Annotated in this window: 19 protein-coding genes and 11 pseudogenes; 8 read left to right on the plus strand and 22 right to left on the minus strand. The window is 40.2% G+C overall.

Features of this window, described 5'->3' with window-relative positions; translation table 11 throughout:
• Nucleotides 1-548: 548 nt before the first annotated feature.
• Nucleotides 549-1,702 (plus strand): annotated as a pseudogene (locus KA717_26605) (ISL3 family transposase).
• Between the two features lie 7 nt (nt 1,703-1,709).
• Here the strand turns inward: KA717_26605 and KA717_26610 are convergent.
• On the minus strand, nt 1,710-2,654 hold the full coding sequence (locus KA717_26610; GenBank protein ID UXE59386.1) for an ISNCY family transposase: 945 nt from the start codon (nt 2,652-2,654) through the stop codon (nt 1,710-1,712).
• A gap of 147 nt (nt 2,655-2,801) precedes the next feature.
• Between KA717_26610 and KA717_26615 the strand changes: the two genes are divergently transcribed.
• Entirely contained in the window at nt 2,802-2,948 is a 147-nt protein-coding gene (locus KA717_26615) for a hypothetical protein (GenBank protein UXE59387.1), read from the plus strand.
• On the opposite strand, the gene KA717_26620 is transcribed toward KA717_26615, so the two are convergent.
• From KA717_26620 to KA717_26665, 10 genes and pseudogenes are all read right to left on the minus strand, one after another.
• Complete coding sequence (locus tag KA717_26620; protein UXE59388.1) at nt 2,945-4,057, minus strand: transposase; 1,113 nt, start codon at nt 4,055-4,057, stop codon at nt 2,945-2,947. The genes KA717_26615 and KA717_26620 overlap by 4 nt on opposite strands.
• A gap of 314 nt (nt 4,058-4,371) precedes the next feature.
• On the minus strand, nt 4,372-4,524 hold the full coding sequence (locus tag KA717_26625; GenBank protein UXE59389.1) for a hypothetical protein: 153 nt from the start codon (nt 4,522-4,524) through the stop codon (nt 4,372-4,374).
• A 254-nt stretch (nt 4,525-4,778) separates the two neighbouring features.
• Nucleotides 4,779-5,564: pseudogene (locus tag KA717_26630) on the minus strand (transposase).
• A complete protein-coding gene (locus KA717_26635; protein ID UXE59390.1) occupies nt 5,565-6,740 on the minus strand; it encodes an IS4 family transposase in 1,176 nt (391 codons plus the stop codon).
• 17 nt (nt 6,741-6,757) lie between these two features.
• Nucleotides 6,758-6,952, minus strand: coding sequence for a transposase (locus KA717_26640; GenBank protein ID UXE59391.1), 195 nt, complete (start codon nt 6,950-6,952; stop codon nt 6,758-6,760).
• Nucleotides 6,953-7,157: 205 nt separating this feature from the next.
• A pseudogene (locus KA717_26645) lies at nt 7,158-7,748 on the minus strand (transposase).
• 102 nt (nt 7,749-7,850) lie between these two features.
• A complete protein-coding gene (locus KA717_26650; protein ID UXE59392.1) occupies nt 7,851-8,756 on the minus strand; it encodes an IS1 family transposase in 906 nt (301 codons plus the stop codon).
• Nucleotides 8,757-8,874: 118 nt separating this feature from the next.
• The gene (locus KA717_26655) at nt 8,875-9,519 is read right to left on the minus strand and encodes a hypothetical protein (protein UXE59393.1); all 645 of its coding nucleotides are present in this window, start codon (nt 9,517-9,519) and stop codon (nt 8,875-8,877) included.
• Complete coding sequence (locus KA717_26660; protein ID UXE59394.1) at nt 9,509-10,201, minus strand: hypothetical protein; 693 nt, start codon at nt 10,199-10,201, stop codon at nt 9,509-9,511. The genes KA717_26655 and KA717_26660 overlap by 11 nt, the downstream gene beginning before the upstream one ends.
• Nucleotides 10,202-10,274: 73 nt before the next feature.
• Nucleotides 10,275-11,402, minus strand: a complete 1,128-nt coding sequence (locus KA717_26665; GenBank protein UXE59395.1) for an ISAs1 family transposase — start codon at nt 11,400-11,402, stop codon at nt 10,275-10,277.
• Between the two features lie 756 nt (nt 11,403-12,158).
• On the opposite strand from KA717_26665, the gene KA717_26670 reads away from it, so the two are divergent.
• Nucleotides 12,159-12,530 carry a transposase family protein gene (locus KA717_26670; GenBank protein UXE59396.1) on the plus strand — a complete coding sequence of 124 codons (372 nt, stop codon included), beginning with the start codon at nt 12,159-12,161 and terminating at the stop codon, nt 12,528-12,530.
• A 194-nt stretch (nt 12,531-12,724) separates the two neighbouring features.
• Here KA717_26670 and recA read toward each other — a convergent pair whose 3' ends face one another.
• Nucleotides 12,725-13,798, minus strand: a complete 1,074-nt coding sequence (recA, locus tag KA717_26675; GenBank protein ID UXE59397.1) for a recombinase RecA — start codon at nt 13,796-13,798, stop codon at nt 12,725-12,727.
• A gap of 132 nt (nt 13,799-13,930) precedes the next feature.
• Entirely contained in the window at nt 13,931-14,302 is a 372-nt protein-coding gene (locus KA717_26680; GenBank protein ID UXE59398.1) for a transposase, read from the minus strand.
• 563 nt (nt 14,303-14,865) lie between these two features.
• Here KA717_26680 and KA717_26685 point away from each other — a divergent pair.
• A pseudogene (locus KA717_26685) lies at nt 14,866-15,237 on the plus strand (transposase).
• A gap of 225 nt (nt 15,238-15,462) precedes the next feature.
• Here KA717_26685 and KA717_26690 read toward each other — a convergent pair.
• From KA717_26690 to KA717_26710, 5 genes and pseudogenes are all read right to left on the minus strand, one after another.
• Nucleotides 15,463-16,800 (minus strand): annotated as a pseudogene (locus KA717_26690) (IS5 family transposase).
• Between the two features lie 382 nt (nt 16,801-17,182).
• Nucleotides 17,183-17,458 (minus strand): annotated as a pseudogene (locus tag KA717_26695) (transposase).
• Nucleotides 17,459-17,474: 16 nt separating this feature from the next.
• Nucleotides 17,475-18,602, minus strand: a complete 1,128-nt coding sequence (locus tag KA717_26700) for an ISAs1 family transposase (protein ID UXE59399.1) — start codon at nt 18,600-18,602, stop codon at nt 17,475-17,477.
• Nucleotides 18,603-18,678: 76 nt separating this feature from the next.
• Nucleotides 18,679-19,101 carry a transposase gene (locus KA717_26705; GenBank protein UXE59400.1) on the minus strand — a complete coding sequence of 141 codons (423 nt, stop codon included), beginning with the start codon at nt 19,099-19,101 and terminating at the stop codon, nt 18,679-18,681.
• Nucleotides 19,102-19,118: 17 nt separating this feature from the next.
• Nucleotides 19,119-19,562, minus strand: coding sequence for a helix-turn-helix domain-containing protein (locus tag KA717_26710; GenBank protein UXE59401.1), 444 nt, complete (start codon nt 19,560-19,562; stop codon nt 19,119-19,121).
• Between the two features lie 132 nt (nt 19,563-19,694).
• Between KA717_26710 and KA717_26715 the strand changes: the two are divergent.
• Nucleotides 19,695-21,031 (plus strand): annotated as a pseudogene (locus tag KA717_26715) (IS5 family transposase).
• Nucleotides 21,032-21,293: 262 nt separating this feature from the next.
• On the opposite strand, the gene KA717_26720 reads toward KA717_26715, so the two are convergent.
• A complete protein-coding gene (locus KA717_26720) occupies nt 21,294-21,584 on the minus strand; it encodes an IS1 family transposase (GenBank protein ID UXE59402.1) in 291 nt (96 codons plus the stop codon).
• A 92-nt stretch (nt 21,585-21,676) separates the two neighbouring features.
• Here KA717_26720 and KA717_26725 point away from each other — a divergent pair.
• Nucleotides 21,677-22,428, plus strand: a pseudogene (locus tag KA717_26725) (IS1 family transposase).
• 96 nt (nt 22,429-22,524) lie between these two features.
• On the opposite strand, the pseudogene KA717_26730 reads toward KA717_26725, so the two are convergent.
• Nucleotides 22,525-22,818 (minus strand): annotated as a pseudogene (locus KA717_26730) (ISAs1 family transposase).
• Between the two features lie 71 nt (nt 22,819-22,889).
• Here KA717_26730 and KA717_26735 point away from each other — a divergent pair.
• Nucleotides 22,890-23,958 (plus strand): annotated as a pseudogene (locus KA717_26735) (IS4 family transposase).
• On the opposite strand, the gene KA717_26740 reads toward KA717_26735, so the two are convergent.
• Nucleotides 23,935-24,660: an ISAs1 family transposase gene (locus tag KA717_26740; GenBank protein UXE59403.1), complete on the minus strand. Its 726-nt coding sequence runs from the start codon at nt 24,658-24,660 to the stop codon at nt 23,935-23,937. The pseudogene KA717_26735 and the gene KA717_26740 overlap by 24 nt on opposite strands.
• 257 nt (nt 24,661-24,917) lie before the next feature.
• On the opposite strand from KA717_26740, the gene KA717_26745 reads away from it, so the two are divergent.
• Entirely contained in the window at nt 24,918-25,940 is a 1,023-nt protein-coding gene (locus KA717_26745; protein UXE59404.1) for an IS110 family transposase, read from the plus strand.
• On the opposite strand, the pseudogene KA717_26750 reads toward KA717_26745, so the two are convergent.
• Nucleotides 25,936-26,088 (minus strand): annotated as a pseudogene (locus KA717_26750) (transposase family protein). The gene KA717_26745 and the pseudogene KA717_26750 sit on opposite strands and share 5 nt — an antisense overlap.
• Nucleotides 26,089-26,332: the final 244 nt, after the last annotated feature.

The following is a 26,332-nucleotide window of genomic DNA, read 5'->3' on the forward strand; positions in this document are numbered from 1 at the left end:
ATGCTCTATTTAGTGATTGATCAAGTTTGTTTGTAGGTTACTGACTCTCTAAGAGACCGAGATTCAAGTTTGTTTCAGAACAGCAATTCTAAATTTGCGCTGTAGCAAGGGTTTCAGGTTTTAGTTCGCGTAATACGGGGGAAAATTCAACGGGATTAACAAGTTCATTTTACGAGTCTTCAAGCTTTTAGGCACAATAGTACATCTAGGATTGCCCCAAAAACCCCTTTAAAATGTTCTTTAAATCCCTAAAAGGCTTGCTGTGTCTAAAACTGAGAATTGCTGATCATTTCTCAGCCTCTTGACTAATCAGCAATTCCAAATTCAGAATGTAGTCAAAGATACAAAAGACTCGATGTATTTACTGGCAAGGGTTTTGCTATGAAAATTGCCAATTAATCAACTAGGAAGAATTCGAGACAGCGAGAGAAACTGAGTCATCAAGCATAAAATCTAAAAGATGATGCCAGCTTTCAAAGAACAGATATGGCTCTTCCCCCAACTGTGTGGAAAGTGTATAATAGTAATACCACAGTAGGAGGTGGAGTATGTGGATAAACTTGGATGAGCTACTAGGATTGCCAAAGGTAACAGTCGTAAACTATCGAGAAATAGATGGTGCTTTGTTCTTAAAATTAAAAATGAAAAACGAAGTAATGGAATGTCCAAATTGTCATAAAGAATTGGAAGATATAAATCAAATAGAATATAATTTGGTTCGGGATTTATCCCTATTGGGAAAGAAAGTATATCTGGAAGTGCCCCGCCGCCAGTTCCATTGTGAAAAATGTCAGAAATACATAACAGAAAGACTGGACTTTATGCGGCTAAGAAAACATTATACAATTCGTTATGAAGAAAAGATTTATGAGCAAGTAAAAAAGAAAAATGTAGAAGAGGTAAGGCAAGAAGAAGAAATAAGTTGGGGAACATTGGAATCAATATTTGAAGAGTATGCAAAGCAGGCAGAAAAGAAGGAATGGGAATTACCAGAAAAGATAAGTTTAGACGAATTTAGTAATAGAAAAGGAAAAAAAGACTTTATTACAACAGTGATAGATATAAATAAAAAGGAATTGTTAGAAGTAATAAAAGGACACAAAAAAGAAGAGATAATAGAAGCCCTAAAGGTGCAGCCAGCAAGGGTTAGAGAGAATGTAAAGGAAGTAAGTGTGGATATGTGGGAGTGATTTACGTCAGCAATAAAGGAGTTATTTGTAAATGCTAAAATCGTCTATGATAGATTTCATGTAATGAAAAATATAAATGAAGAATTGAATAAATTGAGAAAGAAAATGAATATCCATAAAAAGGGTTTAACATACCTATTATGGAAAAATAAAGAAGAGTTAAAAAAAGAAAAAAGAGAAGAGTTAGAAGAGATATTGAAAATGTATCCTTGTTTAGGAATAGCGTATGAAATGAAGGAAGAGATTAGAGATATTTATGAGCATTCAAGAACGACAAATGGTGCAAGGAGAAAATTTGAAAAATGGATGAGAACAGCGTGCCTATTCTATAAAAAAAGTGTGGGTATGCTGAAAACTCATTTGACAGGTATATGCAATTATTTTGAAAACCATACAACTAATGGATTAACGGAAGGGATGAATACAAAAATTAAATTAATAAAAAGGAAAAGTTATGGATTTGCTAATTTGAGCATCTACGGCTTAAATTGTTAGCTTGCTTTAACTCGTAACATAACATTACACACAGACAAGGGGAGAGCCCAGATATTTGGTCAAAGAGAGAATATCTTGAAAGAATCCCTTACGAGTGCCGCGTTGGACGCGAATTCTCTGGTAACGTTCATCAACCAAACCTAAAACCGTGTGCAAGAGAAAAGCCAGCAAATTCAGGGTAAGCAAAACAGAGGCGAGGTGTTGTTTACCATGCCCAAAATTATGCTCTAAGTGATAGCCTCGATTTTTGAGAATATTGTGATTCTCGTTCTCAGTGCGCCAACGAGTCCGTCCAGCACGACAGACATCAAGAACGATGTGAGGGGTGAGAAAATGATTGGTAATCCAACTATTGTGATAAAGAAGTTGAGCATCGGATTCGCGGTGGATTTTTAGCTCACACCAGTTAACCAACAAAGCAGGCTGTTGGTCTCGCAGGGGAATCTGATTGAGATAACGGCAGTGCCAAATCTCGAAATACTTCCCATTCCAACGTCGGTGTTGAGTGGTTTTGACTTCTCCATTAGCTTCTAAATAGTTTAACCATTCATAGAGTGTGGGATGAGAAGTCGGTAAACAGACGAAGATAAAGTTGAAATCGTGGTCGAGACAGTGCTGACAAGTGGGCTGACGACTGTACAAGTCATCCCCTAGCAGAGTTATCTTCTGTCCCGCAAACAAACTAGCATGGTTACTTATCCAACGTTTCGCCGCATTTTGCTCACAATCTTGCTTTTCAGACCCGTCTTGAGGGGTGATAAATTCAGGGGGTAAGGAAAAAACTGATTCATGGTCTGGGGAAACAATCACGGGCAATAATGCCTGATGGAAGTAGGTGACTTTTCCCTGTTTTGACGTTTTGGTTGAACAGCATGGACAATTTACTTTTTCCGAACTGTAGTAATTTGTCCCATCCATTGCTACTAGAAGATTTCCCCTCAATATTTCATAGGCTTTCAAGAATCCCATGCTCCTCAATGCTTGGTAAATTAACCCAAACAAAGGGAATAGACTACCATTGGTGTCAACTTAAGCCAAAATGCCTACTCACAAAAGATTAGCCTAAAAGCAGGCGGAAGTAAGAGTAGGCTGAAAAAAAGGTTAGTATATAAAAAAGTGAGCAAAAAACAAATGGCAAGACAACATCCTCGGAGAAAAGGAAACCCAGACTTACGTCGTAAGACAAATCAGCCAGGGGTAGAAATCCCTGAAATAACAAAAGAGTTGTTTGACTTACATCTTGCACCAAAACTCATGTTCTAAGTTGTGACAGCAACTAACTGAAGTTGGAGTCCAAAAGATTGCAAAAGTGGACGTAATCGCTCGACTTGAGAAAAAAGGGAACAAAGAGCAACATCAGGAAAAAGTGTCTGAAGAGCAGAAGCAGAAGCTTGACCCCAATCAGGTGGTTTAGAGGAGTCAGTAGAAAGATAAACCCAATGGGCAAGAAGAAAACTAATCATCGAAAGAAGCAACCAGCGATAAACCCCCAGAAGAGTTTGTTGACCAAAACGATGTAAACCAAAACGATGTTTTACGGTCTTGAAAAAGCCCTCAATACTCCATCTTCGCCGTCCCCACCAGATAATGGTACTGGACTTAAGAGGACGAGTCGATAAGACGAAGCGTTTTTCGAGTTTGCCGTTACGTTTGAGGTAGAACCAAGAGATAGTAACAGGGAAAGATAATCCATCAAGAGTGACCTGTTGTCCTTTTTTGAGCAAATCACGAAGCTGACGACCATCAGCTAATTTACGGTCACAACGCACACCGACGATAACCGCAAGACGGCGTTTTTTCATCGCTTGAAGGAATTGCACACTACTAAAGGCGGTATCGGCTAAAATGACAACCCGAAAAGCACTCAGGAGTTCTTTGGGTAGGCTATCCACTAATCGCACCGCGAGTTGAGCGGGACTTCTTGTTTCTTTACCTCTCCAAACTCGAAATCCCCAGGGGACTAGAAATTCTCCTATCACCAGATAAATCACCAAAAGATGTAAACCCCTCTTCCCGTGAAGAACATGAATTAAATGCTCAAAAGCCTTAAATTTTCCGCATTTCTCCAGTGTCGTTAAGTCCACAATCACCTGCAACCAAGGTCGTCTTCCTCTTGGAGCATAGGTAAGTAGTTCTTTGAGAATTGCTTTTCGCACTGCTCGGATAATTTGGCGAGTACCCCAATCATACTGATTCAAAAATCGGCTTAAGGCCGAGGGTGATTTTGTTTGACTATGTTGGGGTAGAGGATGACCTTGAGCTTCTAGGAATAGCCCCAACATTGCCTGCAAACTATCGCGTTGATAGGAGGTCGGCATCAAACCTAGCAATGTATAAACTAGGGTCTGGGCTTGTATAAGAATGGTTTCCATTGTTTTGCTGTTTTTTCACTTCTACTCCTTTTTCCACTTTCTTGACCCTTTCCGCCAGTCGTTCTTTTGTTCTGCTGCAAGATGTAAGTTTATTCATAACTTCCTATAGGTCAAAGTTTTTCTGTCTCTATTTATACCATTTGAATTTGGAATTGCTGGTTTCAGAACAGCAATTCTAAATTTGAAAAATCAGGAGGAATTAGTGGCGGGTAGAGGGTCAAATGGCTCAAGCATAAAATCAAGAAGGTGTTGCCAGCTATCAAAGGCACTGGTATCGTCTAGCTAGAAGCTATAAACGTTGCAATACAAGAGGTTCAACAAATCAGGCGAATTTGGAGTAAGTCCTCCCAAGTTAACCCTTTTTGAATTATACCGAGAGCTACCGCAGGAACTTTTTTCGTCGTAAAATGGCTGCGAACAAAGTTATGAACCATCCAGAAAATATCTAGCACTCGCTGTAATCCCACAACAGATTTAGCATAAGTATTTGTTCGACGACGAAAGGCGGCTAAATAGGGCTTGCTGAAAAAGTCAAAAAACGAAAGAAATGTGGGTTAGGGAAGTATGGACTGAAAAAGCATAGATAACTTATCCTTATGGAAACAAATCAAAATACAGATTTTGTTTAATCTATTGTTCCTTTCTGTCTAAAAAGGTCAACACAAATCACTCCTCACAAAAGAGAGGAAAATTAACACCATTTTTCACAAGAAAAACGACTCTACAACTTTTTACTTTTTGTCTTCTGAAGTAGAGTAGAAAGATTCATTACCAAAAAGTTCATCGCAATTACCGTTTCCGAGGTCTCAGGTAGTTTGGCCATCACTCGACCAAGACTAAATTTCCTCTTTCCCTGTCCGAATTTACCCTCAATGGCATTACGCACTCTTTCATCTGAGCGTGCCTCTTTCTTTTTTTCTTTGCTCACCTCTTTCGGCGGTCTTCCCAATCGGGGACCACTCATTCTTATATCCCTTTCTTTACAATAAGCTCGATTCGCTTTTGTTCGATAGATTTTATCCACATGAACCGATTCCGGATAACATCCTGTTTCCCTTTTATATTCTTCTATTCGCGCTTGTAAATCTCCCGATTCGTTGTAATTATCCCAACTTAATTTGTCTAAGAAGACAAAGCCATTCACATTACTTGCCGATATTTTAGCTCCAAACTCTACTGCTTTTCCCGCTTTTCCACGCACTATTGGACGCACGTGAGGTTGGCTTACACTCACAATTCTGTTTTCTACTTTATTTGTCTTTTTTTCATACATTTCTAACTGTTGCTCATACACTTTTCCTATCGTTACAAGCTCTTCTTGCTCTTTTTTCGTTAGTTTTTCTAACTTTGCTCCCTCTTCTATCATTTTTTCTATATCAGACAAGTTTCTTTTTATATATCCTAGTTGTTTTTTTGTTCCTTTTCTTCTTTCTTTTTTTGACACACGACGTTTTTTTGCTATGGCTAAGTACTCTTTTCTTGCCACTTCCCTATCTGACTTTTCCCGTTAAGTGCGGATTGCAAGCTGCCAGCCTTGGCAAAGGTCATGCAACTTCAACCAACCGCGCCAAAGGACTTGGATACCGAGAGGAGTTTTACGACGATGTTCAAGATAACCACCAAGAAAAGCAACAGACTCGACAGCCCAAGCAACAGTCAAAATAGGGGGAAGTTTTTGAGAGGCGGCTGCTTTTAACACCTGAAGTTGAAGAGGATTAAGAATTTCAATCGCGAGAGCATCGGGCTGGGTACGATGAAGATAAGTAACGTGTAAAAGTTCAACAGCAATGACACTTAAAAAACCCAAAAGAGTTTTCATTCCATCAGAGGCAAGTCGATAACGCTCACTCTGACAACCAGACTTAAGGACTTTATGAAATTCTTCAACCCGCCATCGGTAGGTGTACCAACGAAGAATAGTGACAGCCATCTCAATAGTCTCAACAACTTCTGTAGTCAGAAGCATCCAAGATAAAGGAGTTTCGCCTTCGGGACAATCGATTTCTGTCGCATAAACAGCATAGACATTCAACGGGTCACGATTATCAAAACGATAGGGAGTTCGTAGATTAACTGAGCAAAATCGGACGGCAAGCTTAACCTTCCGTGCTTTTCTTTTTCCTGTACTCGGAATCTCGATTTCTTGATGAAAACGAATCGGTTCTGATTCCAAATGTTGCCAAAGTCGTTCACTATTTTTGTCTAAACTACGATTATGAGACGCTCTGACCAGCACTCCTGTATGCTTGAGTTGACGCACTGAGTCAAAGACTTCTGAAACATCTCCTTCTCTGTCAAATACATGAATTACCCTCGTTGAACTTTCTACCTGTTTCTCACAGGTGTTTAGAGCCTCTACCCATTTGTAGGATTCTTTTTCCTCAAATGGTCTTTGACGAGCTGCTTTTCTTTGTTCTTTCTGTCTTTCTTTTTTCTGCTTCGCCGTTTCATCTGTTGGGGGCTTTTCTTTTACCTCCCTATTCCACAGTTTTTGCCATAATAAACCTAATACTTGTCCTTTTTCTGGCTCAATTGCTAAAGCACTATGCAGTATTAATCCATTCCCTCCTTTTCCAGTCGGCCCATACCCTTCCCTTTTTTCCTTGATATTGCGATAATCTAAGAAGGTCGTATCTCCGACTGATAGCATTATCTTATATTCTTCTACGGCGGCAGTTGTCATTTCACAGTGCGGCTCTATTATCTTGACAAAGTCTGTTTTCGGATTCCCAAAAATTCATAGGCCCTCTTTAACTCGTTTCCTCCCTTAAACACTTCTGATAAGGCTTTTCCAAACCCCTCACTTAACTTTTTCCCAATCGAGAAGGCACGATTGTTTAGCCTCTCGTCTCCCAATTCACAACTGGCAAAGTTTTTTGTCCACCATTCCAACATTTTTTGACCTGCCCTTTAAGATTTTCTCCATTTTACAGTCTCATACTCCCTTCATCCTTTGTTTTTGAAATTTGAACGATAAGCGGGATGATGGCTTCAGAATATTTTTTTCCTGTCAAGAGAATCATTACTCAAACCCTTGCCAGATAAAGCCTCTAGAAGTTTGCATTGCTGGATTTTGGACTTAACGGGAAAAGTCAGCTTCCCTATAAGTCCTCGGCTTTTCTTTCCTTTTCTCTTTTATTTCTTCATACAGCTTATCTATTATTTTTTCTGTTTTTTCTCTGGCATCATTCAATATTCCTATATCCGTTGGATATTTTATATCTGCTGGTGTACAAGTCGCATCTAACAATAACTTTCCTTCATTTTCTTTTTTTTCTGACGCTACACCCGTCGCTTTTTTTTCTATTTCTTTATTAATTTTATTTATTAATTCCATTCCTATTTTTTTACGAAAATGAACCATCATTGACGCATTAAATGCTTCTTTGCTACTATAGCTTTCCATTCCTATAAAGTACTGTAAATAAGGGTTCTCTTTTATTTGTTCTACTGTTTCTCTGTCACTTTTTCCTGAAATTTCTTTGATAATTAATGCTCCTAATGCCATTCTAAATGATTTGGCTGGGGCTCCTTTTTTTTCTGTGAAGTTTTTTGCATATTCTTCCTCATATTCTTCCCAGGGAATCATTTTTGACATTTCTATCCAACGATTTTCTTCGTCTAACTGCCCGCCGAACAGATTTTTCAAGTTTTCTGGTGTTTCAATTGAGTACTGTTGCTTTCGGTACATCTGCTTTCTCTCTTCTTAATGCAATGGTTTTGAGGCATTCTACCCTATTTTCGTGCATTCTAGCGGTTCTTAATTCGCCTACTATTTTTCTCCGTAAAGGTTTCAGCTTTTTTCAGCAAGCCCTAAATAGCGTCGTAGAGAACTATTAAATGCCTCAACGTGGTTGGCATGAACATCCTTGTCTTCTGGTTTTTCTGTTGTCTCAGGATGTTCAGTTTTCGGAGTTTCTACTTTCTCTAGTTTACCCTCAGAATCTCGACGTTTACTACTCTTATTTTTTAATCTTACCACCATACCCTTCGGTAATACTTTGGTGGGACGACCTCGCTTCCCAGTCCTTAATACTTCGTGACAAATATTAAATAGCAGTTGACTATATCGCTTTTCTCCATCTGTAAATAACTGGAGAGATTCTGCACTCCTTTCAAATAATTCCGCTACCGTCATCATTGCTTCTAGAAATAATTTCTGCTCTTTTTTACCACATTTTAAATGCCAAATAAAGCGGCTAGCCCTGTCCATGAGCACGATTGTCCACCCCTCAGAGGCACTTGCTTCTTTATTTTTTCCAACTTTTGTGTATAGTTCATCCCCTTCTATTACTAATTTAACAAATTCATTCACTAAGGCGTATAAAAATAATGTCTCTTGTAATCCTGATAATTTCTTTTCCCAATTCAATATTGTTGTTTTTGCGTAGCCGAATACTCGGGCTGCTGCATTTAATCCTATTCCTTCCATTCTGGCTTTTAATACTTTTACAATTTCACTTAATGGGGTTTCTAAGCCAGCGATTACGCTACCATAAGTCTCAGCAAAACAAGAACCACATTCTTGACAGATGAACATTTTACGTTCCCCGTTACCTTTCGTTTGGTAATGAGAATGTATTTTTACTTTTTCACTATAGCAATGAGGGCAGTTTTTCTGAAATAAGGCTTCCTCTTTCTCTTGAGGTAAGCCAATATCACTTAGGAGGTCAATTGAGCTTTTATTCAATGTTGACATTGCTTTCCGTTTTCCCTTTCTTTAATATAATGACAATAATAATAGTATAACAAAAACGGGAATATGTCCAGTCGTAAGTTATTTTCTATTTTCTCAAACTCTTACACCATAACTTTTTCTAGCTTTGATCACACGATACCAGTACCCTATCAAAGACAAAATAGGTAGTAAGAGTGCGTAAATGGGAAAAAAAGCATCTTCGAGCCCCTAAAAGTAGTCGGATACGTTGGTAGGACTCATCTAAAAGCTGTAAAACGGTGTGAAACAAGAAAGCCAGTAAATTTAAGGTGAGCAAAAAGGTAGCAAGATGGTGGTCACCATGTCCAAAATTGTGTTCTAGATGGTAGCCCTGAGTCTTAAGAGTATTATGGTTCTCATTTTCGGTTTTCCAACGAGAGCGAGCGACACTGACTAACTCAACAATGTTATCGGCTTGGGAAAAATGGTCGGTAATCCAATCGTTGTGAAAGAGAACCTGACCATCAGAACGGCGAGTAACAGTGACCTCAAACCAATGAGTATTGAGGGCGGCGGAACCATCTCTTAGGGGCAAGTGATAAGTCCAACGATAATGATAGTCATGCCAATCGCGACCATGACGACGACGCTCATGGAAAGAGTAAACTTCCCCAATCTTCTCGGCATAGTCCAAAAACTCATAGAGAGTAGGGTGAGATTCAGGCAAACAGACAAAAAGATAGTGAAAGTGGTTTTGAAGAGCCTCTTCGCACATCGGTTGACGACTATAGAGGTCATCCCCCAATCATAGTAACGCTAAACGGGTCAAAGAATTCTCGATGTCTGTGGAGCCAACGTTTTGCCGCCGCTACCTCACAGTCCTGTTTCTCGTGACCATCTTGAGGAGTAATAAATTCAGGGTCAAGACTAATCACCGCTTTTTGCTGAGGTGAGACAATTACCGGTAAGATTGCCGAATGAAAGTAAGTCACTGTCCCGTTTTTATGGGTTCGATGGGAACATTGCTCACAGTGGATATTTTGGGAGGAGAAATACTCTGTGCCATCTAGCGGAATTAGTAATTGCTTGTCTAACACCTCATACCGAGTCAATATTCCTCTGGTCTTTAGTAGTTGATAAATGTCACTAAACACCACAAATAACGAATTGGCTTTGATTTTATCCAGGATATTGCGGATTTGATTGTCACTAGGTATTTTGATGGCACCGAATAGAGTTTGAAGATTATCCCTACCGTTGCGACTATGCAGTTGTCTTTGATGTTCTAGGAATGATTCACATTGCATTAGAAACAGGCTGAAACCACCTAGTACCGCATCTTTTAGGCTGTAGGTTGTATTTGGACTGGGTTGGCGAGGGTCTTTCATTTTCTCTATACTTGCTACCAAGTACGCTATCAGACCAGTCATACTGATTATTCCTTGCATCTTTTCTTCCTCTCTGGCTACCTTGTTGTCCTTTCCCATTATCCTTTTTTTCTACAACCCTTACCTCGCCTTAAATTTAGAATTGCTGGTTTCAGAACAGGGCAAACGCATCTTATCCGAGTAAAACCTTAAGGAGATAGTCCTCGTCCCAACCAGCGCGTAGCCGTTTATTCTTGATACCAAGTTTCAGAGTATTTTCCTTTGTGAGCAAGTTAAGAGCGATATGGCGTAAGACGGCTAAATTCTCAGGAGCAAAATCCTTACGAATGCGACAAGCATCCTCGTTGAAGGCCAAGTCTAGAACCCAATGTAAAGAGTTTTCTATCAACCAATGACTACGAACAGATTGGGATAATTTTTGAGCATTACTCGGCAGGCTACTGATATAGTAGCGAGTCTCATACTCTGTTTTGTCTTTCAATCGTCTCTCCGCTTTAATCATACAGATGCTCGTCAACTTTGCCCATTTCTCCCCACCCAGCAAAAATTCTGTTTGTTCCATCGTCCAGCAACGGCGAATTTCAATCCGTCCATGTCCCTTGTCTATTGTTTGATGAAAATCATGCTTAATTCCCACAAAATTAACCGATTGAGCATGAGCAAATAATTGTTCAACATCCTCACATAAATTACCTTGATTGCCTTTCAATGCCAAAACATAATCTCCCCCTCGCCCTACTATCTGTTGGGCAATCTTTGTCTGAGTTCCCATGGCATCAATCGTTACGATACAACCTTTGACCTCTAGCATTTTCAGGAGTTTAGGAATCGCCGTGATTTCATTCGATTTGCTTTCCACCTTGCACTGTCCTAGTACTAGACGATTTGCTGTTGCCCATGCACTTACCATCTGAATTGCGCCCTTTCCGTTGGCATTGTCATAGGAGTGGCGAAGGGTTTTGCCGTCAATCGCTATCACTTCTCCTTCACTTACCTCCGCTATACTTTTGACCCAATGCAGAAAACAGTCTTGAAATTGCTCTGGATTCAGACTAGCAAATACACGCGCAAACGTATCGTCGGAGGGGATGCCATTCGGCAATTCCAAAATTTTTTTTAGCCATTGATGTTTAGCCTTGCCGAAACTTTCCATGGCTACCCAACCTTCTGCTCCACAAATGACGGCTAAGATGGCAATCGTTAGAATATCAATGAGTTTATGCCGTTTTGTTCGTTCGATGCGAGGGTCATCTATTTCGGCAAAGTGTTCTACCAGTCTATATTTGGGTCGGAGTTTCATCGCTTTTGTTTTCTATGCACTTTCCCTTATTTTCCCTTATCCATCCCTCTATAATGTTCTTGTATCTGTATCATTTTTAGATGCGTTCGCCCTGGGTTTCAGAACTTACGCATTGACAGGATTTCCATAATGTGTGTTTGAGCTTCAGACTATTCCTTCCCAGTTATTGAGGTCAAGGCAGTTAGACTCTAAATTATTAACAATAAAAGAGCGGATGACCTCAGTAAATAAATTTCTCTGCAAGGAATACCAATTGATAATTTGCCCTTTAAATCGGAGGCATTCTAACTGAACAAAGCAGCGAATGGCACAAAAGATATGAGTCCTTATCGCCCGACTTTCTCTCACTTGAAACCTCTCAATATTACACACTTGTTTTAAGGCGTGATGATACTCCTCAATTCCCCAATGTTGGTCATGAATTTTCTGGAATTCTCTCCAGGTGATTGAGTCCAGTTTATCTAAATTGGGGACGAACATCACGTAGTAACGAATTTCGTTTTTGAGAACCGTTCTAAATACCTTGACTCGTCCCACTTGTTTGAGATAAACAATTAAGCCATCTTGAGGAATATCTAAAGTTTGAACTTGAACATATTTAGTTTCTAGTTCAACCGAGACTAAACGCAGGGTAATCGCATCTTATTTGTTACAAAAAATACAGACAAAAAGAGAGAAATATAGTGTAAAAAAGAAGCAGTCATCTAAGAGAAGAAAAGGCTATTATTTAAAAAAAGTAAGTGAGTGAGGTCAAAGATGGCAAAAGGCTTCGGCGCAAGAGTTCTAACCCCACAACAAGAAAAAGAAGTCAAAATTATCAAAAGAAGCATACTGAAACATTTTCAGTGCCTAAAAGAACCGAGAACAGGGAGAAGGCAAGACCATAACTTAACAGCAATTGTCACCATAGGAATATTGGCAGTATTGTCAGGGGCAGATGGCTTCGTAGCAATTGAAGCCTATGGCAAAGCCAAACGAGAATGGCTAGAAATGTTTCTAGAGTTACCAAAGGGAATTCCCTCTCACGATACCTTAAGATGCGATTACCCTGGTGCTGGTCTGCCCTGCATTGTGCCACTATTAGCAATGCCTCCGTTAGCAAATATCCCTGAATTGGCGATCGAATAAACCTTGTCTCCCTATCTAGAAAAATGAGAAGGTTTAAGAATTTTTGCCTAATCAATAAGCCGTCACGCATTTAGATTGCATAATGATTTTGTTAGAAGTCTTTTAACAAGGGGCTTAAGCCCCTTGCCTGCATGCGTTTGAGATGATTAACAGCTTAGCCCACTTTATTTAGAGCTAAACTCGGGACAATTATCTTAATCTTCTCCAAAGGTTTCTTCTGTCTCCCCAGCATCCCCCGATTCTATCGGTAACACTAAAGACCCAATTTCCAGCTTTTCTCGAACTTGTTGCTCGACCGTTGTTGCCGTCTCTGGATGTTCCTCTAGATATTTCATGGCATTGTCCCGACCCTGAGCAATATTTTCGCCATTGTAACTATACCAAGCCCCTTTACGAGTAATTACCCCACTTTGTTCAGCCAGATCAATAATGCAGCCCACCTGGGAGATACCCGAACCAAAGAGAATATCAAATTCTGCAATCCGAAAGGGAGGAGCGACCTTATTTTTCGCAACCTTAACCTTGGCACGAATACCGTATTCTCCTTCACTCCCTTTTTTAAGGGTTTGAATGCGTCGAATATCTAAACGGACAGAAGCATAAAATTTGAGAGCCGTTCCCCCAGTCGTTACTTCTGGACTGCCGTAGCTGACCCCAATCTTTTGACGTAATTGGTTAAGAAAGACGACCAAGCAACCCGAACGTCCTACGTTACCGGCAATTTTACGCAGGGCCTTACTCATTAACCGAGCCTGGAGTCCGACCTGGGTATCTCCCATTTCCCCTTCAATTTCTGCCCTGGGTACTAAAGCCGCGACAGAGTCCACCACAATCACGTCCACGACCGAAGAACGAACTAATTGATCCACAATTTCCAGGGCTGATTCCCCCGTATCGGGTTGGGAAACCAACAAATTCTGAATATCGACTCCCACAGCATCTGCGTAGGTCGGGTCGAGTGCGTGTTCTGCATCCACAAAGGCTGCTACTCCCCCTGCTTTTTGAACTTCGGCGATCGCATGGAGGGCGAGGGTGGTTTTTCCTGAACTTTCTGGCCCATAAATTTCAATGATCCTTCCCTTAGGCAGACCACCACCTAAGGCTAAATCCAGGGTTAAAGCCCCGCTAGAGACGGTTTCCACTCGCATCTGAACCGCATCACCCAAACGCATGATCGCGCCCTTGCCAAAACTCCGCTCAATTTGCGTTAAAACGGCATTAAGGGTTTTATCTCTATCCGAATTACTGGTACTAGTACTGGCTGCCATTTATACCTCAGAGGTTCAACAGAATTTTATTGGTACGGAGGTTTCCATTCTATCTTAAAAACTGGCAAGTAAACAAGCATTAAGCGTTGACATACTCCCCCGCGTGAACGACGGGGAATTCTTATTCATAGTTCACAGAGATCCACTTACTATTGTTGGTTTCCCTTCAATGATAGAGGTGGTTCTCTCCCTATGCTTTCCCTCTTCCGAGGCAGATTCCTTTTGCCCAAAGGTACTGTTTTGCCATGACCTTCCCAGAATTCCCATTCCCTTTTTAAGGATGTTAATTGCCGCATTTGTATCACGACAAATTTCTATTCCACAATTGGGACAAGAATGAGTTCTGGTACTCAATGACTTTTTCGCCCGATGACCACAATTAGAGCAGTCCTGAGAAGTGTAGTTGGGCGAAACCGCCACCACTGCTTTGTCCCAGATTTTCCCGTAGTAGTCTAACCACAGGGTGAATTGATACCAACTAGCATCAGAAATTGATTTAGCCAAAGTAATGATTCTTGACCAGGTTCGACACCTTTAAATCTTCATACACCACGATATCGTTAGATGCCACCACGTTTCGGGCTTGCTTAATTGCCCAATCTTGCCAGCAATTCTCAGTTTTAGACACAGCAAGCCTTTTAGGGATTTAAAGAACATTTTAAAGGGGTTTTTGGGGCAATCCTAGGCGTACTATTGTGCCTAAAAGCTTGAAGACTCGTAAAATGAACTTGTTAATCCCGTTGAATTTTCCCCCGTATTACGCGAACTAAAATCTGAAACCCTTGCTACAGTGCAAATTTAGAATTGCTGTTAACAAAATTTATGAATGAAGGATAATGACGGAAGAACAGATCTTTGAACTGGACTTGCAAGCCTATCTTTATGGTCATCCCTTTGTACCAACAGAGATAACCAAGCAAGTTTATTTAGGGCTTGCTGAAAAAAGCTGAAACCCTTACGGAGAAAAATAGTAGGCGAATTAAGAACCGCTAGAATGCACGAAAATAGGGTGGAATGCCTCAAAACCATTGCATTAAGAAGAGAGAAAGCAGATGTACCGAAAGCAGATGTACCGAAAGCAGATGTACTCAATTGAAACACCAGAAAACTTGAAAAATCTGTTCGGCGGGCAGTTAGATGAAGAAAATCGTTGGATAGAAATGTCAAAAATGATTCCCTGGGAAGAATATGAGGAAGAATATGCAAAAAACTTCACAGAAAAAAAAGGAGCCCCAGCCAAATCATTTAGAATGGCATTAGGAGCATTAATTATCAAAGAAATTTCAGGAAAAAGTGACAGAGAAACAGTAGAACAAATAAAAGAGAACCCTTATTTACAGTACTTTATAGGAATGGAAAGCTATAGTAGCAAAGAAGCATTTAATGCGTCAATGATGGTTCATTTTCGTAAAAAAATAGGAATGGAATTAATAAATAGGGCTTGCTGAAAAAGTCAAAAAACGAAAGAAATGTGGGTTAGGGAAGTATGGACTGAAAAAGCATAGATAACTTATCCTTATGGAAACAAATCAAAATACAGATTTTGTTTAATCTATTGTTCCTTTCTGTCTAAAAAGGTCAACACAAATCACTCCTCACAAAAGAGAGGAAAATTAACACCATTTTTCACAAGAAAAACGACTCTACAACTTTTTACTTTTTGTCTTCTGAAGTAGAGTAGAAAGATTCATTACCAAAAAGTTCATCGCAATTACCGTTTCCGAGGTCTCAGGTAGTTTGGCCATCACTCGACCAAGACTAAATTTCCTCTTTCCCTGTCCGAATTTACCCTCAATGGCATTACGCACTCTTTCATCTGAGCGTGCCTCTTTCTTTTTTTCTTTGCTCACCTCTTTCGGCGGTCTTCCCAATCGGGGACCACTCATTCTTATATCCCTTTCTTTACAATAAGCTCGATTCGCTTTTGTTCGATAGATTTTATCCACATGAACCGATTCCGGATAACATCCTGTTTCCCTTTTATATTCTTCTATTCGCGCTTGTAAATCTCCCGATTCGTTGTAATTATCCCAACTTAATTTGTCTAAGAAGACAAAGCCATTCACATTACTTGCCGATATTTTAGCTCCAAACTCTACTGCTTTTCCCGCTTTTCCACGCACTATTGGACGCACGTGAGGTTGGCTTACACTCACAATTCTGTTTTCTACTTTATTTGTCTTTTTTTCATACATTTCTAACTGTTGCTCATACACTTTTCCTATCGTTACAAGCTCTTCTTGCTCTTTTTTCGTTAGTTTTTCTAACTTTGCTCCCTCTTCTATCATTTTTTCTATATGAGACAAGTTTCTTTTTATATATCCTAGTTGTTTTTTTGTTCCTTTTCTTCTTTCTTTTTTTGACACACGACGTTTTTTTGCTATGGCTAAGTACTCTTTTCTTGCCACTTCCCTATAAGTCCTCGGCTTTTCTTTCCTTTTCTCTTTTATTTCTTCATACAGCTTATCTATTATTTTTTCTGTTTTTTCTCTGGCATCATTCAATATTCCTATATCCGTTGGATATTTTATATCTGCTGGTGTACAAGTCGCATCTAACAATAACTTTCCTTCATTTTCTTTTTTTTCTGACGCTACACCCGTCGCTTTTTTTTCTATTTCTTTATTAATTTTATTTATTAATTCCATTCCTATTTTTTTACGAAAATGAACCATCATTGACGCATTAAATGCTTCTTTGCTACTATAGCTTTCCATTCCTATAAAGTACTGTAAATAAGGGTTCTCTTTTATTTGTTCTACTGTTTCTCTGTCACTTTTTCCTGAAATTTCTTTGATAATTAATGCTCCTAATGCCATTCTAAATGATTTGGCTGGGGCTCCTTTTTTTTCTGTGAAGTTTTTTGCATATTCTTCCTCATATTCTTCCCAGGGAATCATTTTTGACATTTCTATCCAACGATTTTCTTCGTCTAACTGCCCGCCGAACAGATTTTTCAAGTTTTCTGGTGTTTCAATTGAGTACTGTTGCTTTCGGTACATCTGCTTTCTCTCTTCTTAATGCAATGGTTTTGAGGCATTCTACCCTATTTTCGTGCATTCTAGCGGTTCTTAATTCGCCTACTATTTTTCTCCGTAAAGGTCTCAGCTTTTTTCAGCAAGCCCTAAATAAAATTAATAAAGAAATAGAAAAAAAAGCGACGGGTGTAGCGTCAGAAAAAAAGAAAATGAAGGAAAGTTATTGTTAGATGCGACTTGTACACCAGCAGATATAAAATATCCAACGGATATAGGAACTGGACAGTGGGAAGTTTATGGATGGCAGAGAAGGTAATGACTATGCGGCCAAAGTAATTCTATCAGGACTTGGAAAAGGGTCAAGTTTAGCGGCAAGGAATTTAGGCAAAAGCAGACTAGTGGTCTGTCAATTTTCTATTTGTGGATAAAGACGCTTGAGACGGATACGAGCCTCAGCCGTCGTGAATTGCCAATCTACCGACTTTTGGGAATGATTGCGCTGAGTGTACCAAGCCGTTGTTTCTTGCTCTAAAGTTTCCCGATCTGGAATTCGACGAGCTAGGCATTGCCGAGTCATTGCGGACAGCTCGTTTTCAGCAATATTAAGCCAACTGCCATGTTTTGGGGTATGGTGAATTTCCAACCGTTCGACTAGACGACGAGCCGTGGAAGGCTCAAATGCTCAGGGCAAACGCATCTTATCCGAGTAAAACCTTAAGGAGATAGTCCTCGTCCCAACCAGCGCGTAGCCGTTTATTCTTGATACCAAGTTTCAGAGTATTTTCCTTTGTGAGCAAGTTAAGAGCGATATGGCGTAAGACGGCTAAATTCTCAGGAGCAAAATCCTTACGAATGCGACAAGCATCCTCGTTGAAGGCCAAGTCTAGAACCCAATGTAAAGAGTTTTCTATCAACCAATGACTACGAACAGATTGGGATAATTTTTGAGCATTACTCGGCAGGCTACTGATATAGTAGCGAGTCTCATACTCTGTTTTGTCTTTCAATCGTCTCTCCGCTTTAATCATACAGATGCTCGTCAACTTTGCCCATTTCTCCCCACCCAGCAAAAATTCTGTTTGTTCCATCGTCCAGCAACGGCGAATTTCAATCCGTCCATGTCCCTTGTCTATTGTTTGATGAAAATCATGCTTAATTCCCACAAAATTAACCGATTGAGCATGAGCAAATAATTGTTCAACATCCTCACATAAATTACCTTGATTGCCTTTCAATGCCAAAACATAATCTCCCCCTCGCCCTACTATCTGTTGGGCAATCTTTGTCTGAGTTCCCATGGCATCAATCGTTACGATACAACCTTTGACCTCTAGCATTTTCAGGAGTTTAGGAATCGCCGTGATTTCATTCGATTTGCTTTCCACCTTGCACTGTCCTAGTACTAGACGATTTGCTGTTGCCCATGCACTTACCATCTGAATTGCGCCCTTTCCGTTGGCATTGTCATAGAAGTGGCGAAGGGTTTTGCCGTCAATCGCTATCACTTCTCCTTCACTTACCTCCGCTATACTTTTGACCCAATGCAGAAAACAGTCTTGAAATTGCTCTGGATTCAGACTAGCAAATACACGCGCAAACGTATCGTCGGAGGGGATGCCATTCGGCAATTCCAAAATTTTTTTTAGCCATTGATGTTTAGCCTTGCCGAAACTTTCCATGGCTACCCAACCTTCTGCTCCACAAATGACGGCTAAGATGGCAATCGTTAGAATATCAATGAGTTTATGCCGTTTTGTTCGTTCGATGCGAGGGTCATCTATTTCGGCAAAGTGTTCTACCAGTCTATATTTGGGTCGGAGTTTCATCGCTTTTGTTTTCTATGCACTTTCCCTTATTTTCCCTTATCCATCCCTCTATAATGTTCTTGTATCTGTATCATTTTTAGATGCGTTCGCCCTGCTCAAATGCTTCATATAGTGAGGCAAGTTTGTGAGTATTTAGCTGATCACATACTAAAATGACTTTGTCGTTATCAGCATAGTCGTTATCGAGTAAATTCTTAATTTCTGTTGCCCAGTCAACCGATGTTCTACGTTCACTGACAACTGTCTTTCGCCACCCAGACAAGGGTTCTGTAAACATAAAGATATTGGCTGTTCCATTGCGTTCATATTCGTAATCATGCGCCTCTGGCTGTCCAGGTTTGGCTGGTAGAGGAAGGCGGGTTTCTTTGACCAATTGTATAGGTTGCTCATCCATGCAAATCACTGGACAATTGGGGTCATAGGGTCGGTGATAAATTTCTAGAACATCTTCCATGTTAGACACAAATTCGGCACTCTTTTCTGGTGGAATCACGTACATCTGTCGCAGATGAGGTTTTAGTTCGTTTTTTTTAACACTTGACGCACGGTTTCGTGACTAATTGCTGGCACAATTTCTAACTCGACCGCCTTGTCGGCTAGTAACCTCAATGTCCAACGGGCTTGACCAGCAGGCGGTTCTCCACAACGTAAGGCGATTAGTTTTGCTTCTACCTCTCCATCAATAATCGGTTGACGAGGCGGCGTTTTGCGGGGCTTGCGGCTTAATGCTGACTCCACACCTTCATTGACCAATCGCTCCCTGAGATTGGCGACTGTGTTACGGTGACAACTAAAGGCGGCGGCAGCTTCCTCATCCGTCCATCCTTGTCCATTCACATCAATGTTTAACAGAATATTGGCGTGCTTAATTTTGTAAGCCGCTCCTTTGCCGATGGATACCAAATCTTTTAGGGTCTGACGTTCTTCTTGACTTAATCGGACAATATAGGTCTTGAGCATGGTTACTTAGGGCTTGCTGAAAAAAGCTGAAACCTTTACGGAGAAAAATAGTAGGCGAATTAAGAACCGCTAGAATGCACGAAAATAGGGTAGAATGCCTCAAAACCATTGCATTAAGAAGAGAGAAAGCAGATGTACCGAAAGCAACAGTACTCAATTGAAACACCAGAAAACTTGAAAAATCTGTTCGGCGGGCAGTTAGACGAAGAAAATCGTTGGATAGAAATGTCAAAAATGATTCCCTGGGAAGAATATGAGGAAGAATATGCAAAAAACTTCACAGAAAAAAAAGGAGCCCCAGCCAAATCATTTAGAATGGCATTAGGAGCATTAATTATCAAAGAAATTTCAGGAAAAAGTGACAGAGAAACAGTAGAACAAATAAAAGAGAACCCTTATTTACAGTACTTTATAGGAATGGAAAGCTATAGTAGCAAAGAAGCATTTAATGCGTCAATGATGGTTCATTTTCGTAAAAAAATAGGAATGGAATTAATAAATAAAATTAATAAAGAAATAGAAAAAAAGCGACGGGTGTAGCGTCAGAAAAAAAAGAAAATGAAGGAAAGTTATTGTTAGATGCGACTTGTACACCAGCAGATATAAAATATCCAACGGATATAGGAATATTGAATGATGCCAGAGAAAAAACAGAAAAAATAATAGATAAGCTGTATGAAGAAATAAAAGAGAAAAGGAAAGAAAAGCCGAGGACTTATAGGGAAGTGGCAAGAAAAGAGTACTTAGCCATAGCAAAAAAACGTCGTGTGTCAAAAAAAGAAAGAAGAAAAGGAACAAAAAAACAACTAGGATATATAAAAAGAAACTTGTCTCATATAGAAAAAATGATAGAAGAGGGAGCAAAGTTAGAAAAACTAACGAAAAAAGAGCAAGAAGAGCTTGTAACGATAGGAAAAGTGTATGAGCAACAGTTAGAAATGTATGAAAAAAAGACAAATAAAGTAGAAAACAGAATTGTGAGTGTAAGCCAACCTCACGTGCGTCCAATAGTGCGTGGAAAAGCGGGAAAAGCAGTAGAGTTTGGAGCTAAAATATCGGCAAGTAATGTGAATGGCTTTGTCTTCTTAGACAAATTAAGTTGGGATAATTACAACGAATCGGGAGATTTACAAGCGCGAATAGAAGAATATAAAAGGGAAACAGGATGTTATCCGGAATCGGTTCATGTGAATAAAATCTATCGAACAAAAGCGAATCGAGCTTATTGTAAAGAAAGGGATATAAGAATGAGTGGTCCCCGATTGGGAAGACCGCCGAAAGAGGTGAGCAAAGAAAAAAAGAAAGAGGCACGCTCAGATGAAAGAGTGCGTAATGCCATTGAGGGTAAATTCGGACAGGGAAAGAGGAAATTTAGTCTTGGTCGAGTGATGGCCAAACTACCTGAGACCTCGGAAACGGTAATTGCGATGAACTTTTTGGTAATGAATCTTTCTACTCTACTTCAGAAGACAAAAAGTAAAAAGTTGTAGAGTCGTTTTTCTTGTGAAAAATGGTGTTAATTTTCCTCTCTTTTGTGAGGAGTGATTTGTGTTGACCTTTTTAGACAGAAAGGAACAATAGATTAAACAAAATCTGTATTTTGATTTGTTTCCATAAGGATAAGTTATCTATGCTTTTTCAGTCCATACTTCCCTAACCCACATTTCTTTCGCTTTTTGACTTTTTCAGCAAGCCCTATTTAGGTAGTGTTCTGAATCTGTGGAAGCACATCTAAATAAGACATCCAAATTCAAAGCGATTGATAAATAATCCAAGGACAATATCGTGCATCACAATAGATTTGGAGAAACAAATCGTTTTTCTCGCTAATCTCTTTATTCGAGTTCTCAATGTCAAGTGCTTTCGTTCGATTTTTTGAGTATTATACTTACCCACCTCATGCAATGCTGGCTCAATATGTCGTTCGTAAGCCCCCCATCCATCTGTATAATATTGAGTAATACCAAAAGGTTCTAACAACTCTTTTAGCCTTAGAAATGCTTCGTCTTTGTGACCAGACAAAACATAAGCTAATATCTCACCTGTCTGGTCGTGTTCTAAACCTGTGGAAAAGAGTAATAATAAATAAATGTAAATCTTAAAATTGGTGTGCCATGCTATTCAAAGCAATTGTTTGCCCAAGTTGTCAAAGTACGGATATTGTGAAACACGGCCCCTCTGGGGAGGGGAAAGAGCGTTACAGATGTCGTAATACAGAATGTAAGCGTTGCACATTTATCTTAAACTATACTTATAAAGGTTATTTGCCAGAAGTAAAGGAAAAGATTGCCGAAATGGCAATGAATGGTAGTGGCATAAGGGATACAGCCCGTGTGCTGAGGATTAGTCCATCAACAGTGATTAGTGAACTAAAAAAAAAGAGTCTAGTTTAGTATTCGTCAACGAAAAAAAACTAGCAGAACTGGAACCCAGTCAGAGTATTGTAACGCTCTGCCAATGGAATGACGTGGAAGCAGAACTCGACGAAATGTGGGGTTTTGTGAAGAGCAAAAAAGAGCAAAGATGGTTATGGCACGCTATTGCTCATAAGACAGGTGAGATATTAGCTTATGTTTTGTCTGGTCACAAAGACGAAGCATTTCTAAGGCTAAAAGAGTTGTTAGAACCTTTTGGTATTACTCAATATTATACAGATGGATGGGGGGCTTACGAACGACATATTGAGCCAGCATTGCATGAGGTGGGTAAGTATAATACTCAAAAAATCGAACGAAAGCACTTGACATTGAGAACTCGAATAAAGAGATTAGCGAGAAAAACGATTTGTTTCTCCAAATCTATTGTGATGCACGATATTGTCCTTGGATTATTTATCAATCGCTTTGAATTTGGATGTCTTATTTAGATGTGCTTCCACAGATTCAGAACACTACCCCCTATTTAGAGCAGGGAACCCCATCTTCCTACATTGGTGCCGACTCAACGTCAGGGCAAACGCAGCTTATCCGAGTAAAACCTTAAGGAGATAGTCCTCGTCCCAACCAGCGCGTAGCCGTTTATTCTTGATACCAAGTTTCAGAGTATTTTCCTTTGTGAGCAAGTTAAGAGCGATATGGCGTAAGACGGCTAAATTCTCAGGAGCAAAATCCTTACGAATGCGACAAGCATCCTCATTGAAGGCCAAGTCTAGAACCCAATGTAAAGAGTTTTCTATCAACCAATGACTACGAACAGATTGGGATAATTTTTGAGCATTACTCGGCAGGCTACTGATATAGTAGCGAGTCTCCTAAGTACAGGACAAAAGGCTTGAAAAGTATACGAGAAAGGGGTTTCATGGAAGATGAACGTAATGTAAGAAAACCCATGAACCAATATAACGCATTGAAACAAGCCCTAAAACCCCATTTGGGATGGCATGGTGCCAGACTCTCCTTCCTAGCCTTGTTCTTACTCGCCCTCCTCAAAGTGAAAACGGTTAACCTTAAAGAATTGGCTCTGGGTTTTGAAGGTCGGGCATTGGTGGATTCTCATTACAAACGCTTACAACGCTTTTTCTCAGGATTTGAGCTGGATTACCATCACATTGCCCGTATTGTAGTCAGTTGGCTGGATATCCCTCAACCTTGGGTATTAAGTATTGACCGCACAACCTGGGAGTTTGGCAGTCATGGTTATAATATCCTCACTGTCGGCATTGTCCATGAAGGAGTAGCCATTCCCATCTTGTGGTGGATGCTTAGCAAGAAAAAGGGCAATTCTAACAGTGATGAACGAATGCGTTTTATCGAGGAGATGCTCAAGATTTTTCCCACCGCCCTGATTCGTTGTTTATGTGGCGACCGTGAGTTTATTGGTCAGGCTTGGCTTCGCTATCTTCTGCTCGAACCGCTACTGGCTTTCTGTCTGAGAATTCGGGCTACGGACAAGATTGAGCACAATGGCAAGCTTTTGGCCGCCAAAGTCATTTTTGCCCATCTTGCAAAAGAGTGAATCTCAACGTCTTCAAGGGAGTTGTCGGGTTTGGGGATATCCTGTTTCTGTAGAGGCTCTTCGCTTGCCTGATAATTCTCTACTCATCGTCATTGGACATCCCGATTCCCAAGGTCTTATTCACGATTATGCCCTGCGTTGGGGCATTGAAACCCTTTTTGGCATCTTTAAGACTCGTGGCTTTTGCTTGGAATCTACTCACTTTACTGACCCCAAGCGTCTTCGTAAGCTTTTGGCTTTACTGACTTTAGCTTTGGCTTGGTCTCTCAAAACTGGTCTAGCAATTCATCATCTTCATCCCATTCCCCTCAAGAAACATGGTCGCCTAGCGCAGAGTCTTTTTCGTCTTGGTTTTGACCATCTTCGTCATCTTGTTCTTAATCCTTCTCTACCCAATTTTTCTCTTTTTCTCGACTCCCTACATTTTTTGTCCTGTACTTAGGCGAGTCTCATACTCTGTTTTGTCTTTCAATCGTCTCTCCGCTTGAATCATACAGATGCTCGTCAACTTTGCCCATTTCTCCGCACCCAGCAAAAATTCTGTTTGTTCCATCGTCCAGCAACGGCGAATTTCAATCCGTCCATGTCCCTTGTCTATTGTTTGATGAAAATCATGCTTAATTCCCGCAAAATTAACCGATTGAGCATGAGCAAATAATTGTTCAACATCCTCACATAGATTACCTTGATTGCCTTTCAATGCCAAAACATAATCTCCCCCTCGCCCTACTATCTGTTGGGCAATCTTTGTCTGAGTTCCCATGGCATCAATCGTTACAATACAACCTTTGACCTCTAGCATTTTCAGGAGTTTAGGAATCGCCGTGATTTCATTCGATTTGCTTTCCACTTTGCACTGTCCTAGTACTAGACGATTTGCTGTTGCCCATGCACTTACCATCTGAATTGCGCCCTTTCCGTTGGCATTATCATAGGAGTGGCGAAGGGTTTTGCCGTCAATCGCTATCACTTCCCCTTCACTTACCTCCGCTATACTTTTGACCCAATGCAGAAAACAGTCTTGAAATTGCTCTGGATTCAGACTAGCAAATACACGCGCAAACGTATCGTCGGAGGGGATGCCATTCGGCAATTCCAAAATTTTTTTTAGCCATTGATGTTTAGCCTTGCCGAAACTTTCCATGGCTACCCAACCTTGTATGTTGGGAATGGAGGATAGGAGCTATCCTAATCTCAAGAAGAACAAGAAAAAGAGTGACTCTGAACCCAACCTAAAGCAAAAAGCTTGCTTCGTAGATAAAGAGCCTCTTATTTGTTCTTCGGAATGTCACCTTCCGCAGACTGGACAGTATCAACGTGGCTTTTCTCAAAAAACCTAGTATTTGCAAGGATAGCGCGGCAGAGTGACAACTATTTTTCTGACTCACAAGGAGTTAAACCATGAGCGAAAAAGAAGCCATTCTCGGCATAGATATTAGTAAAGAAAAATTCTCAGCCGCCTTACTCAAAGGAGAGAAAAAAAGTCAGGTTAAAGAATTTGCCAATAACCTTGAAGGGTTCGAGCAACTCAAAAAATGGTTGGAGCAAAACCAACTGGAAAGAGTTCATGCTTGTTTAGAGGCAACTAGTACGCACGGCCATTCAGTAGCAACTTATTTACACAGTTTAGGTCACATTGTCAGTATTGTTAATCCTGCCCGAATTAAGGGATTTGCTCAAAGTCGCTTGAGTCGAACAAAAAATGATCAAGCAGATGCCACAACGATTGCACGATTCTGTGCAGCCCTTAAACCACAAGCTTGGACACCTCCAAGTCCAGAAATGGCACAATTACAGTCTTATAGCCGTCGATTAAGAGCGTTAGAGCAGATGGCAACTCAAGAAAAAAATCGTTTAAAAACAACAGTTGATGAGAGTCTCATAGAAGATATTGAAGCTCATCTTGTGTTTTTAGAAACTCAAATTGACAATGTAAAAAAGCGACAAAAAGAATTGTTGAACGAATATAGTTCCCTAAAAAGTCAAGCAGATTTATTGACTTCGATTGTAGGAATTGGTGAGCCGACAGCAATGACCATTCTGGCAGAAATTGGCGATATTAATCAGTTTTCTTCTGCTCGTCAATTAGCGGCATTTGCGGGTTTAACACCTCAAGAGCATCAATCGGGAACCTCTGTTAAAGGGAAAACTCGGTTGTGTAAAATTGGTAATCCTCATTTACGTAAGGCTCTTTATTTTCCTGCATTGAGTTCTATGCGTCATTGTTCTCCCATGAAGGACTTGCGAGAACGGTTTTTAGAGGCAGGAAAAAATAAAATGCAGATCGTTGGGGTTGTAATGCACAAACTCATTCGGATTGTTTACGGGGTTCTCAAGTCAGGGAAACCGTTTGACCAGACTAAGTTGGCTCTTCCTAACGTTGTTTTAGAGGAGGAAACTGATTTTTTGCCTGCTTCCCCTTGACACTTAACACAGTATCTGCTCCACAAATGACGGCTAAGATGGCAATCGTTAGAATATCAATGAGTTTATGCCGTTTTGTTCGTTCGATGCGAGGGTCATCTATTTCGGCAAAGTGTTCTACCAGTCTATATTTGGGTCGGAGTTTCATCGCTTTTGTTTTCTATGCACTTTCCCTTATTTTCCCTTATCCATCCCTCTATAATGTTCTTGTATCTGTATTATTTTTAGATGCGTTCGCCCTGGACTCAACGTATAACTCTTGCTGATTAAGGCTTTGAAACTACTTTAGGGAATCTTATTGAGCCTTATTTGTAAGTACTCGGAGCCATAACCCTTGATTAGTCGTTGATTGATGATGTGTTAACACCGCCTAGCCCACCCTACAATCTTTA

The sequence above is a fragment of the Woronichinia naegeliana WA131 genome (genome assembly GCA_025370055.1).
Classification (GTDB): domain Bacteria; phylum Cyanobacteriota; class Cyanobacteriia; order Cyanobacteriales; family Microcystaceae; genus Woronichinia; species Woronichinia naegeliana.

What these genes read in the sequence shown, in the direction of transcription:
- KA717_26610 (UXE59386.1), bottom strand. Translation starts at nt 2,654, where the DNA reads ATGGGATTCTTGAAAGCCTATGAAATATTGAGGGGAAATCTTCTAGTA.
- KA717_26620 (UXE59388.1), bottom strand. Translation starts at nt 4,057, where the DNA reads ATGGAAACCATTCTTATACAAGCCCAGACCCTAGTTTATACATTGCTA.
- KA717_26635 (UXE59390.1), bottom strand. Translation starts at nt 6,740, where the DNA reads ATGACAACTGCCGCCGTAGAAGAATATAAGATAATGCTATCAGTCGGA.
- KA717_26640 (UXE59391.1), bottom strand. Translation starts at nt 6,952, where the DNA reads ATGTTGGAATGGTGGACAAAAAACTTTGCCAGTTGTGAATTGGGAGAC.
- KA717_26650 (UXE59392.1), bottom strand. Translation starts at nt 8,756, where the DNA reads ATGTCAACATTGAATAAAAGCTCAATTGACCTCCTAAGTGATATTGGC.
- KA717_26660 (UXE59394.1), bottom strand. Translation starts at nt 10,201, where the DNA reads ATGGGAAAGGACAACAAGGTAGCCAGAGAGGAAGAAAAGATGCAAGGA.
- KA717_26665 (UXE59395.1), bottom strand. Translation starts at nt 11,402, where the DNA reads ATGAAACTCCGACCCAAATATAGACTGGTAGAACACTTTGCCGAAATA.
- KA717_26670 (UXE59396.1), top strand. Translation starts at nt 12,159, where the DNA reads ATGGCAAAAGGCTTCGGCGCAAGAGTTCTAACCCCACAACAAGAAAAA.
- recA (UXE59397.1), bottom strand. Translation starts at nt 13,798, where the DNA reads ATGGCAGCCAGTACTAGTACCAGTAATTCGGATAGAGATAAAACCCTT.
- KA717_26700 (UXE59399.1), bottom strand. Translation starts at nt 18,602, where the DNA reads ATGAAACTCCGACCCAAATATAGACTGGTAGAACACTTTGCCGAAATA.
- KA717_26705 (UXE59400.1), bottom strand. Translation starts at nt 19,101, where the DNA reads ATGTACGTGATTCCACCAGAAAAGAGTGCCGAATTTGTGTCTAACATG.
- KA717_26710 (UXE59401.1), bottom strand. Translation starts at nt 19,562, where the DNA reads ATGCTCAAGACCTATATTGTCCGATTAAGTCAAGAAGAACGTCAGACC.
- KA717_26740 (UXE59403.1), bottom strand. Translation starts at nt 24,660, where the DNA reads ATGGAAAGTTTCGGCAAGGCTAAACATCAATGGCTAAAAAAAATTTTG.
- KA717_26745 (UXE59404.1), top strand. Translation starts at nt 24,918, where the DNA reads ATGAGCGAAAAAGAAGCCATTCTCGGCATAGATATTAGTAAAGAAAAA.